The organism is Dermacoccus sp. UBA1591 (assembly GCF_002322065.1).
Lineage (GTDB): Bacteria > Actinomycetota > Actinomycetes > Actinomycetales > Dermatophilaceae > Dermacoccus > Dermacoccus nishinomiyaensis.
On the sequence record NZ_DCNR01000083.1, the window covers coordinates 31,119 to 42,373 of the forward strand.

10 protein-coding genes are annotated in these 11,255 nt (G+C 70.1%); 5 read left to right on the forward strand and 5 right to left on the reverse strand.

Going from position 1 to position 11,255, the window contains the following annotated elements:
- Positions 1 to 84 precede the first annotated feature (84 nt).
- Entirely contained in the window at positions 85 to 1,707 is a 1,623-nt protein-coding gene (locus B2284_RS09150) for a DEAD/DEAH box helicase (RefSeq protein ID WP_074041337.1), read from the reverse strand.
- A gap of 410 nt (positions 1,708 to 2,117) precedes the next feature.
- Between B2284_RS09150 and B2284_RS09155 the strand changes: the two genes are divergently transcribed.
- From B2284_RS09155 to B2284_RS09165, 3 genes are all read left to right on the forward strand, one after another.
- Entirely contained in the window at positions 2,118 to 3,458 is a 1,341-nt protein-coding gene (locus B2284_RS09155; RefSeq protein ID WP_115296568.1) for an MFS transporter, read from the forward strand.
- Between the two features lie 229 nt (positions 3,459 to 3,687).
- Complete coding sequence (locus B2284_RS09160; RefSeq protein ID WP_240742553.1) at positions 3,688 to 4,404, forward strand: peptidyl-tRNA hydrolase; 717 nt, start codon at positions 3,688 to 3,690, stop codon at positions 4,402 to 4,404.
- Positions 4,405 to 4,527: 123 nt separating this feature from the next.
- Positions 4,528 to 5,706 (forward strand): alanine racemase, encoded by a 1,179-nt coding sequence (locus tag B2284_RS09165; RefSeq protein WP_136788787.1) that lies wholly within the window; start codon positions 4,528 to 4,530, stop codon positions 5,704 to 5,706.
- A gap of 148 nt (positions 5,707 to 5,854) precedes the next feature.
- Here B2284_RS09165 and B2284_RS14375 read toward each other — a convergent pair whose 3' ends face one another.
- From B2284_RS14375 to B2284_RS09185, 4 genes are all read right to left on the reverse strand, one after another.
- Entirely contained in the window at positions 5,855 to 6,307 is a 453-nt protein-coding gene (locus tag B2284_RS14375; RefSeq protein ID WP_311200878.1) for a metal-sensitive transcriptional regulator, read from the reverse strand.
- Positions 6,304 to 8,742 carry a heavy metal translocating P-type ATPase gene (locus B2284_RS09175; RefSeq protein WP_205747146.1) on the reverse strand — a complete coding sequence of 813 codons (2,439 nt, stop codon included), beginning with the start codon at positions 8,740 to 8,742 and terminating at the stop codon, positions 6,304 to 6,306. The genes B2284_RS14375 and B2284_RS09175 overlap by 4 nt, the downstream gene beginning before the upstream one ends.
- A 2-nt stretch (positions 8,743 to 8,744) precedes the next feature.
- Entirely contained in the window at positions 8,745 to 8,957 is a 213-nt protein-coding gene (locus B2284_RS09180; protein WP_062256164.1) for a heavy-metal-associated domain-containing protein, read from the reverse strand.
- A 97-nt stretch (positions 8,958 to 9,054) separates the two neighbouring features.
- Positions 9,055 to 9,855 carry an SDR family oxidoreductase gene (locus tag B2284_RS09185; RefSeq protein ID WP_040014715.1) on the reverse strand — a complete coding sequence of 267 codons (801 nt, stop codon included), beginning with the start codon at positions 9,853 to 9,855 and terminating at the stop codon, positions 9,055 to 9,057.
- A gap of 252 nt (positions 9,856 to 10,107) precedes the next feature.
- Between B2284_RS09185 and B2284_RS09190 the strand changes: the two genes are divergently transcribed.
- Positions 10,108 to 10,572: an NUDIX domain-containing protein gene (locus tag B2284_RS09190; RefSeq protein ID WP_006945706.1), complete on the forward strand. Its 465-nt coding sequence runs from the start codon at positions 10,108 to 10,110 to the stop codon at positions 10,570 to 10,572.
- Positions 10,573 to 10,748: 176 nt separating this feature from the next.
- On the forward strand, positions 10,749 to 11,147 hold the full coding sequence (locus B2284_RS09195) for a DoxX family membrane protein (RefSeq protein ID WP_006945735.1): 399 nt from the start codon (positions 10,749 to 10,751) through the stop codon (positions 11,145 to 11,147).
- The last annotated feature ends 108 nt before the right edge of the window (positions 11,148 to 11,255 follow it).

Sequence of the window (11,255 nt, forward strand, 5' to 3'; positions counted from 1 at the left end):
CAGATGTGACCGAAAAGCGCACAAGGGGACGAGAATCGCCGATGTGGACGCCGTTCGCCGATGTGGACGGGAATCGCGGGAGGGTCAGCGCCCGGCGCGCGAGTTCGACGAGAACCCGGCTGCACCGCCGCTGCGACGAGCGCCGCCGGAGCGTCCTGCCGCACCCGAGCCACCCTGGCCACGCGCACCCGAACCACCACGCGAGCCACCCTGGCTCCGTGAACCCGAGCCACCGGACGGACGCCCGCCCGCCCGGTTGCCGTCGCGACCACCGGTCGCAGCACCGCCGGAGCGTCCGCTGCCCTGGTTGTCACGGCCGGCGCCGTCCTGACCGCCGCGGCCGCCGCTCTGAGCGCCTCGGCCACCGGAGCGTCCTCCGCCCTGGTTGCGGCCGCCGGAGCGTCCGCCCTGGCCACGTCCGCCTTGACGCTGCTCGCCGCCGTCCTTCGGAGCCTTCTTGCGCGAGGGCTCCTGCACGGGTGCGGTGGGCAGTGCTGCGGCGACCTCGTCGGCGCTCATCGTGCGACGCTCACCGGGCGCGAGCTCATCGAGCAGCGGGTGCGAGGCGGTGACGTTCGTCGTCGTCGCGTTGATCTTCGCCATTCGCAGCAGCGACTTCACGTCGCCGCGCTGATCCGGCGTCATGAGGGTGATGACGGTGCCCGCGGCGCCGGCGCGGGCGGTGCGGCCCGAGCGGTGCAGGTAGGCCTTGTGCTCGGTGGGCGGGTCGGCGTGAACGACGAGCGAGACGTCGTCGACGTGGATGCCGCGCGCGGCGATGTCGGTCGCGACGAGCGTCTCGACGGCGCCCGAGTGGAACGCGTCGAGGTTGCGCACGCGAGCGTTCTGCGACAGGTTGCCGTGCAGGTCGACGGCGGGAATGCCGCGGCCGGCGAGCTGCTTAGCGAGCTTCTTCGCGCCGTGCTTGGTGCGGGTGAACACGACCGTGCGTCCGGGTGCGGAGACGAGGTCGGTGAGCACGTCGATGCGCGAGTCGGAGTCGACGGCGAAGACGTGGTGCTCCATCGTCGCGACGGGCGACTGCGCCGAATCGGCCTGGTGCGTCACCGGGTTCGACAGGAACTTCTTGACGAGCACGTCGATGCCACCGTCGAGCGTGGCGGAGAACAGCAGGTGCTGCGCCTCGCGCGGCACCTTCGTCAGGATGCGTTTGACGCCGGGCAGGAAGCCCATGTCGGCCATGTGGTCGGCCTCGTCGAGGATGCAGACCTCGACGTCGGACAGGTCGCAGAAGCCCTGGCCCATGAGGTCTTCCAGACGCCCGGGGCACGCGATGAGGACGTCGACGCCCGCCTTGAGAGCCTTGACCTGCGGGTTCTGCCCGACGCCGCCGAAGACGGTCGTGTACGACAGCCCGGCCGCCGCGGCCAGCGGCTTGAGCGAGTCGGCGATCTGGTTGGCGAGCTCGCGCGTCGGCGCGAGGACGAGCGAGCGCGGGCGGTAGGCGTCGATCTCGTAGCGCGTCTCGTCGAGACGGGCGACGAGCGGCAGCAGGAACGCGAACGTCTTGCCCGAGCCGGTACGGCCGCGGCCGAGGACATCGCGGCCCTTGAGCGAGTCGGGCAGCGTCGCGGCCTGGATGGGTGTCGGCGTGTCGATGCCGAGCTTGTCGAGGGTCTTGACGAGGACGGCGGGCACGCCGAGATCGGAGAACGAGGGCACAGATGACTCCTGGAGAAGTTGCATGGAAAGACGAACGATCGATGGTGGAAGCCCGCGCGGTGAATCCGCGCGTCGCAGGCGATCTCGCATCTCGACGATCGTCCGACTCTCATGCGCCACGCGTTCCCGAGACCGGAGGGCGTCGTTCGACGACGTGTGCTGCCCGGTCCGGCGCTGCCGCGCGCCGGGCGCACGACGAGCGCGGGGCGCTCCGATTCGAGGGGAGGCGCAGGGGCGAGTCGGCCACCTGCACGAAGCATCCAGTCTACGCGCAAAGGTTGCGAACCTTCACATGTCACTGTCACGGGCGTGGCATTCGTCGCATCATCGTGCTTGGCTGGAGGTCACCTATTCGCCCCTGGCGCCCGCCCCTCGCACCATGACGCTCGATGCACCACCCGAGCCGAGGACGCCTCCAGCACAAGGGATCTCTCATGGCAGCCATCCCCGTCGACGCGCCACGCGCCCTCGACGCCCATCGTCCGCTGAGCAAGACGTCGCTCGCCGTCGCGGGGTCGTCGACCGTCATCGAGTGGTACGACTTCACGCTGTACCTGTACCTGACGACGGTCATCTCGCGCGTCTTCTTCGGCGGCGGCACGAGCGGTACCGCATGGACGCTGCTGGTCTTCGCCGGCACCTACCTGATGCGCCCCGTCGGCGCCGCGTTCTTCGGCCATGTCGGCGACCGCATCGGGCGCAAGCCCGTCCTTCTCATCTCCATGGCCCTCATGACGTTGGCGATGCTCGCGACGGCCTGCCTGCCGACGTACGCCTCCATCGGGCCCATGGCGGGTTACCTGATGATCGCCCTGCGCGCCCTCATGGCGTTCAGCGTCGGCGGCGAGTACTCGGGCGTCATGACGTACCTCGTCGAGGGCTCCGAACCGCACCGCCGCGGCTTCGTCACGTCGCTGGCCTCCGCGGCGAGCGAGATCGGTGGCCTGCTGGCGGTCGGCCTCTCGGCGATTACGACGTCGTACTTCGTCGGTGACGACCTCGATTCCTGGGGCTGGCGCGTGCCGTTCTTCATCGGCGCGGCGATGGCTGCGACGACCCTGTTCATGCGCTCACGCATGGAGGAGTCGCCCGTGTTCGAGGAGGAATCCGAGGCGGACAAGTCGAAGAACCCGCTCGTCGAGGTGCTCAAGACCGAGCCCGCCGCGGTGTGGCGTGGTTTCGCCATCTCGGCGCTCGGGTCGATCACGTACTACGTCGGGATCGGCTACGCGCCGACGTTCCTGCAGTCCGCAGGCAAGTTCAGCGAGTCCGACGCCCTGTGGCTCGGTACCGCGGCGGCGATCGCCGTCATCCTCGTGACGCCGCTGGCGGGCCTCGCCGCCGACCGCTTCGGCCGCCGTCCCATCCTGCTCATCTTCGGGGTGCTCGCGGCCGTGACGTCGCTGACGATGTTCCAGCTCATGGCGAACGGCTCGACGGGCGCGGCGCTCGCGGGCGCCCTCGTGCTCGCCGCCGTCGCGGGCGGGTGGAGCGCCGTGGCCGCGTCGGCCATCGCGGAGCAGTTCAAGTCGAAGGCCCGCATGTCGGGCATGGCGCTCGGATTCACGACGGCGACCGCCATCTTCGGCGGGTTCGCGCCGCTCGTCGGGCAGAAGCTCATCGACTCGACTGGTTGGGCACCCGCGCCCGGCGCGATGATCGCCGTCGTCGCGATCTGTGTGCTGCCCGTCGTGTGGTTCCAGAAGGAGACGGCCCCGAACGTGACAGAGGGCAACGCCGCCAACGATCCGGCCTCCCCCACCCGCACGCCGTGACCATCTGCGATTCCTGGCCACATTCGCGATCTTCGTCCACGTCTGCGATTTCCGGTCACCTTCGCGATTCCTGATCCCATCCGCGAATCCCGGTCACTTTCGCACCGCCAGCCGTGACGGCGAAGGCCGCGCCCGACGCGTCGGGCGCGGCCTTCTCGGCGTCCGACACGGGGCAGCTCGCATCGTCGCCATTCTTCGCGCCCCGGGCCCCCTGGACCACAATGGTGCGGTGAGTGAGACGAGACCCGCGCCCGAGACCGACGCCCCGCCTCTGGCGATGCAGATCGCGCTGCGCGTCGAGAAGACCGCGCCACCGGACGAACTCGACGCCTGCGCCGCGGCCGCGCAGGCCTGCGTCGGATTGCTCGTCGAGGCCGAGCGCCGCGCGCACCCCGTCGTGTCCTCTGATGCCGCCCCCGACACTGCGATGCTCGACGCCATCGACGCCTGGCGCGGCATCGCCATCCGCAAGATCGTGAGGCGTTGCAGCGGCAAGCGCTGGAGTGACGCGCAAGCCCTCGACGGGGTGACGGCTCGTCACGGCAGCGCCGAGGCTCGTGCGTTCACGCCGGCGCCGACGTCACCGCTGCCGCCCGAGCTGAAGAAGATGCAGGTCGAGGGCACGCAGCTCCCGTCGCACCCCAACGATGGAACGAGCGACGCGCGCGACCCGCAGGACGTGGATGCGATGGTCACCGTCCGCCTCAGCCCCCTCGTCACGATGACGAGCGGAAAGAGCGCCGCGCAGTGCGCGCACGCGGCGCAGCGAGCGTGGGAATCGATGAGCGCCGACGAGCGCGCACGGTGGGCGGCCGACGACCACCGCGTCCGCATCGTGCGCGATACAGAGGCGCACTGGGCCGCGACGCCGGGCCGCGTCAGCATCATCGACGCCGGATTCACCGAACTCGACGGACAGCACGAGACGACCCGCGCGGACTGGTGACGCACCCGCGCACGTCACGATTCGTCGCCGCGCATCACGTGAACCGCGGTTTCCCGCGCAGAGAGCACAAGATTGCGGCCCGGCGACCGGCAGAATGAATGCACCCGACCGTCAGGAGTTCTCGTGACCGCCACGCCCCGCCTCGTCGCCGACCTCGACGTGCTCGAACGCAACATCGACGCCATGGCGAGCCTGGGTCGTGACGCCGGTGTCGCGCTGCGGCCGCACGTCAAGACGCACAAGATGCCGGAGATCGCCACGATGCAGCGTGACGCGGCGGCGCACGGCATCACCGTCGCGACGATCGGTGAGGCCGAGGTCTTCGTCGACGCGGGCTTCGACGACGTGTTCATCGCCTACCCCTTGTGGGTCGACGACGAGGCTGGGCGGCGCCTGCGCGCCCTCGCGGAACGCGCGCGCGTCGGCGTCGGCTGCGACTCGATGACGGCCGCGCGCCAGCTGCGCAAGCCGCTCGGCTCTGCGGTGGTCGAGGTCCTCGTCGAGCTCGACTCGGGTCAGCACCGCACCGGCATCCCGGCGCGTGACGCAGGCGAGCTCGCCGCGGGCATCGCGAGCCTCGGCTTCGACGTGCGCGGCGTCTTCACCTTTCCCGGCCACTCGTACTCGCCGGAAGGCCGAGCCCAGTCCGCTGACGACGAACGCGCTGCGCTCGCCGGCGCGTCACGAGCCCTGCGCGCCAAGGGAATCGAACCGCACGTTCGTAGCGGCGGGTCGAGCCCGAGCATGGCGTTCGCTGCACGCAACGGCGCTGGCGAAGGCGCGCGCGCGGGCATGCCGGGGGTTGCGTCGTCGTCGGGGAGCGCCCTCACGAGCCTGCCTGGCGCCACCTCCGCCGTCAACGACGGCGCGGGCCCGTCGACGGATGTCGCCCCCACGGAGATGCGGCCCGGCGCGTACGTCTTCAACGATGCGCAGCAGTGGGAACTCGGAGCCTGCGCGGCCGGGGACATCGCGCTCACCGCACACGCGCGGGTCGTCTCGCACTCGGGTGGGCGCTTCGTGCTCGATGCCGGGTCGAAGACGCTCGCTGCCGACAAGGCGCCCTGGGCGAGCGGCCACGGTCGACTGCTCGACCATCCCGACGCGCGCATCGTGCAGATGTCCGAGCATCACGGCGTCGTCGACATGGCCGGGGCCTCCCTGCCCGCACTCGGCTCGACGGTGCGCGTCGTGCCGAATCACTGCTGCAACGCGATCAACCTGGCCAACGCGGTCGACGTCGTACGCAACGGCACGCTCGTGGACACCTGGGCCGTCGCAGCGCGGGGCATGAACAGCTGACGCCTTTCGCGTGCTCGAGTGTGTGGGGCGTGATCGATCCAGCGCTCGCACCGAGGCGCCGCGCAGGTGAGTCAGTTGGTGCCGGCCGAGTCAGTCCTGCGTAACTCGGCCAGCATCAACTGACCCGGCTGCGCGAGGCGGGCGAGCGTCAGCGCACCAATCGGCGCAGGGCGTCGCTGACCTCGGCGAGCTTGGTGGCCTGTTCGTCGCCCCCGGCTCGAGCAGCCTCGACGACGCAGTGGGCCATGTGGTCGTCGAGCAGCCCGAGCGCCACGGCCTTCAACCCCGACTGGATGGCCGCGATCTGGGTGAGGACGTCGATGCAGTACCGGTCGTCCGCGACCATCTTCTCGACGCCGCGCACCTGCCCCTCGATGCGCTTGAGCCGCTTCGACAGAGCATCCTTCGACCCGGCGTTCTCGTACCCCGGTTTCGACGGTTCACAGCACGACGACCCCGCGGCGTGATCGCCGCCATCGGACACCCCGTTGCCCGGCTCCACAGCGTCAACCATGGCGTCTTCAGCCCCCGTCAGTGCGTCGACGACGGGTTCCTGCCGCATCGCCTCCACGGCCGGCTCCTTCGACTTCGTCTCGCTCACGCGCGCCCACCCTCCTCGTTCGATCGATGACTCGGCCGTTGCTCCGCCGTCCCGGCGAATCCGCGCAACCGCAAGCTGTTTAGCACGACGAACACCGAGCTGAACGCCATCGCGGCGCCCGCGATCATGGGGTTGAGCAGCCCCGCGGCGGCCAACGGAATCGCTGCGACGTTGTACGCGAACGCCCAGAACAGGTTGCTCTTGATCGTGTTCAGCGTCCTGCGGCCCAGGCGGATCGCGTCGCCGACGAGACGCAGATCGCCGCGCACGACGGTGACGTCAGCCGCTTCGATCGCAACGTCCGTGCCCGTTCCCATCGCGATGCCGAGATCGGCCTGCGCGAGCGCGGGAGCGTCGTTGACGCCGTCGCCGACCATCGCGACGACGCGCCCCTCACCCTGCAGACGCGTGATGACGTCGACCTTGCCCGCCGGCAGCACACCGGCGATGACGTCGTCGATGCGGACTGCGTCGGCGACGCTCCGCGCGGCGCGCTCGTTGTCGCCCGTCAGCAGGACGGTGTGCAGGCCGAGGCGCGACAGTCCGCGCAGGGCATCCGCGCTCGTCGGTTTCACGGTGTCGGTGACGGCGATGACGCCACGCGCCGCGCCGCCCCATCCGACGGCGACGACCGTCCCACCACCCGATTCGAGATCGTCGAAGGCTCCACGCAGGTGGCCGTCGAGAGCCATGCCCCGGGCCGCGAGAGCATCCGGGCGGCCGACGATGACGTCGACCATCACGGCTGCCTCAGCGTTCGGGCCGGGCACGCGCACTCGCCCCGTCACGCCCTCGCCGGGCATGTTGATGAAACCGTCGGCGGTCGGCAGATCGCCGACGCGGTCGCGGCCCGCGTCGGTGATGGCGCGAGCGATCGGGTGCTCCGAGCCGCTCTCGAGGGCTGCCGCAACAGCGAGCACGTCCTCCTCGGATTCACCACCGGCACAGACGATCTCACCGACCGACATCTCGCCGGAGGTGAGCGTTCCGGTCTTGTCGAGCACGACCGTGTCGATGCGATGCGTCGCCTCGAGCACCTCGGGGCCCTTGAAGAGCACCCCGAACTGCGCGCCGCGCCCAGTACCCACCATGAGCGCCGTCGGCGTCGCAAGACCCAGCGCGCAGGGGCACGCGATGATGAGCACCGCGACGGCTGCGGTGAACGCCGCTTCGACGTCGCCCGTCACGACGAGCCAGCCGAGGAGCGTCAGCACCGACAGCGCAATGACGACCGGCACGAAGATGCCGGAGACGCGATCGGCGAGCCGCTGCACGTCCGCTTTGCCGTTCTGCGCGTCCTCGACGAGCTTCGCCATCTGCGCGAGCTGCGTCTGCCCGCCGACGCGGGTGGCGCGCACCACGATCCGTCCGCTCGTGTTGAGCGTCGCCCCGATGACGGCGTCACCGGGGCCGACGTCGACGGGCACCGATTCGCCCGTCACCATCGAGGCGTCGACGGCGCTGTCACCGCTGACGACCTCGCCGTCGGTCGCGATCTTCTCGCCGGGTCGCACGACGATGCGGTCGCCGACGACGAGTTGGCCTGCGTTCACACGCTGCTCGCGCTCGACGCCGTCAGGGCCGGAGCGCAGGACGGTCGCCTCCTTGGCCCCCAGGTCGAGCAGAGCGCGCAGCGCGGCGCCGCTCGCGCGTTTCGAACGCGCCTCGACGAAGCGTCCGAGCAGCACGAACGTCGTGACGCCGGCGGCCGCCTCCAGGTAGATGTTCGACGCACCGTGCCCTCGCGTCGCGCCGAAGTCGAAGCCGTGCTTCATGCCCGGCATGCCGGCGTCGCCGAAGAACAGCGCGTACAGCGACCACGCGAACGCCGCGATCGTGCCGACGCTGACGAGGGTGTCCATCGTCGTCGCGCCGTGCTTGAGGTTCGTCCACGCGGCGCGATGGAACGGCCACGCACCCCAGACCACGACGGGCGCCGCGAGCGTCAGCGACAGCCACTGCCAGTTCGTGAACTGCAGCGGCGGAATCATCGCCATGAGCACGACAGGCACCGTCAGCACAGCGCTGACGACGAGGCGCTGCCGCAGCTCGCGCACGTGCGCGTCGGCCGGTGATTCGCCCGCTTTGCCGGCGCGAGCGCCGCTGTCCGCCCCGTCAGCGTCGGCCGATGACGGCGGGGAAACCGGTTCCGGCGTGATGACGCTCGCGCCGTAGCCGGTCTTCTGGACCGTTGCGACGAGGTCGTCGGGCGTCACGTCGTCGGCGAAGGCGACGCGTGCCTTCTCCGTCGCGTAGTTGACGCTGGCCTCGACGCCGTCGAGCTTGTTGAGCTTGCGTTCGATGCGGTTCGCGCACGAGGCGCACGTCATGCCTGTCAGCGCCAGTTCGACACTCTGCGTCGGCGTTGCCGGAGCCTCGGGGGCTACTGGCGCCGCTGGGGTGGGGGTCCGGGTCTGCGTGGTCGTCTCGATCACCCTCAGGCGAGCTGGTATCCGGCTTCGGTGACGGCGGCGTCGACCTGCTCGCGGCTCACGGGCCGGTCGGAGGTGAACGTCACGACGCCGCTCTCGTGGTTGGCGACGACGTCGCTGACGCCGGGGATCTCCTCGAGTTCCTCGCGCACGCTCATCTCGCAGTGGCCACAGGTCATGCCGGTGACGGTGTACGTGCTGGTGTTCTGCTCAGCCATGACTGCTCCTTCGTCGTGTTTTACTGACACACAACACCATACCCCCAGAGGGTATTCCCCTCCGGTCGACCGTCGCCCGCCCCCGCCGTCGCGCGCGTCAGTTCGATGCCAGGTGCGCGCCGAAGCGCTGCATCCCGCGGATCCACCGGTCGTAGTCGGCGCCCTTGGCGCGGTACATGTCGAGCACGTTCGCGTGGGGCAGCACGAGGAACGTCTCGTTCTCGATCGCGCGCATGACGTCGTCCGCCACCTGCGCAGGCGTGAGCACCGGGCCCGATTCGGTGACGGCGCGCTGCGCGACGCGCGAGGCGCCGCCGGTCTCGGTCAGCAGGTTCGTGTCGACGCCCATCGGGCACAGGCAGCTGACGCCGACGCCCTTGTCGCCGTACGACACGGCGAGCCATTCGGCGAAGGCGAGCGCCGCGTGCTTCGTCGTCGCGTACGTCGACGAGCCGATCTGCGTGAGCAGGCCGGCAGCCGACGCCGTCGAGACGAAGTAGCCGCGGCCGCGCTCCACCCATCCCGGCACGAGCTGCTGCGCGGCGCGCACGTGCGCCATGAGGTTGACGTCGATCGCGGTGGCCCAGCTCGCCTCGTCGGCCAGATCTGCGCCCACGCCGACGCCTGCGTTCGCGACGTAGACGTCGACCGGCGCACCGAACTCGCGTTCGGCGAGGGCGATGACCTCGGCGATGTCGGCGGCGCTCGAGGCGTCACCGGCGGCAGCGACCACGTCGCCGTGGGCGGTGGCGAGCCGTTCGCGCGTGGCACTGAGACGCTCGCCGTCGAGGTCGGTGAGGGCGACCTTCGCGCCGCGTTCGAGCAGCGCCTCCGCAAGCGCCGCGCCGATCCCGCCTGCCGCCCCGGTCACCACGCACACCGCGCCGTGAACATCCATGTCTGCCACCTCGTTCATCGTCGTGAAGCATTGTTGAGCAATGCTCAATAGTCACCTCGATCACATCACAGACTGCGTCGGCCGCGCCAGGGGTTCATCGCCACCGGCTCTTCCGACCGGCGCCCGGCCGAGCGATCCGTGCGCATCTCAGCGCCGCCCGGCCACTGCCGGGCCGGGCGAACCACGCCCGCCCCTCGAACGACGTGCGACGACCCGCTCGGCTCCCCCGGCCCGAGACGATACGTTCGAGCCATGCCATGGAACCCTCCAGAGATTCCCGCCTCCGCCGGCTCACTGCTCTTCGATCGTTCGGGGCGCCTGCTCATCCTCGAGCCGACATACAAGAGCGGCTGGACGATCCCCGGCGGCGCGATGGAGGCCGACGGCGAGAGTCCATGGGACGGATGCCGGCGCGAGGTGCTCGAAGAGACGGGGCTGGTCGTGACGAGCGGACACCTCGTCATCGTCGACACCCGCCCGGGCAAGCTCGAGCGCAAGCTGGGGCTGCGCTTCCTCTTCGACTGCGGCACCCTCGACGACAAGCAGATTGCCTCGATCCGCCTGCAGGCCGACGAGATCGCCTCCCACCGCTTCGCCGAACGCGACGAGGCGCTGGCCCTGCTGTCGAAGCCCGTCGGACGGCGCGTCGCGCACGGCTGGGGCGCCCCTCACTGCCTCTACCTCGAGAACGGTCGGCCGGTCGACGGGGTGAACTGACGCCCCGGGGCTCACCCCTCTGCGGTTGCCTCGGCCTGTTGACGCACCCCGCATCAGCCCGCAGGTCAGGCATCCACGCCCGCGGGAATGCGGATCGCAGCGCGACATCATAGGCTGGGCATCGAACGGAACGGCGCGCTCAGCGTCGTTGATTCTTCAACGAAGGTGGTATTCGCATGTTCAACCCCGGCAAGGCTCTCGGCCGCGCGATGGTCGGTTCGCTGTTCGTCTACGGCGGCCAGAACGCCATCAAGAACCGCGCTCACCTCGTGCCGATGATCGACGCCGCGCAGGAGCGCTACGGCCTCAAGGGTCAGCTCCCGCTCACGTCCGAGCAGCTCATCCAGGCCAACGGCGCCGGCATGATCGCCCTCGGCGCGGCGATGGGCCTCGGCATCAAGTCGCGTCTCGCCGCCATCGGCCTGCTGCCGTTGCTGGCCGCCACGACGGTCTCCGCCCACAACTTCTGGGACATCAAGGACGACCCGCAGGCCCGCAACCAGCAGATGACCGCCTTCTTCGGCAACCTCGCCGCCGCCGGTGGCCTCGTCACCGTCATCATGACGAAGAACTAACGCACCCGGCCGTCAAGGTCTGAGACGTCTGCGATCGACGGCTGAGGAGTCGCCGTCCGAGAATTCGATGGCGGCCTTGCGCCGCGTCACGCGTGAGAGCCGGAACCC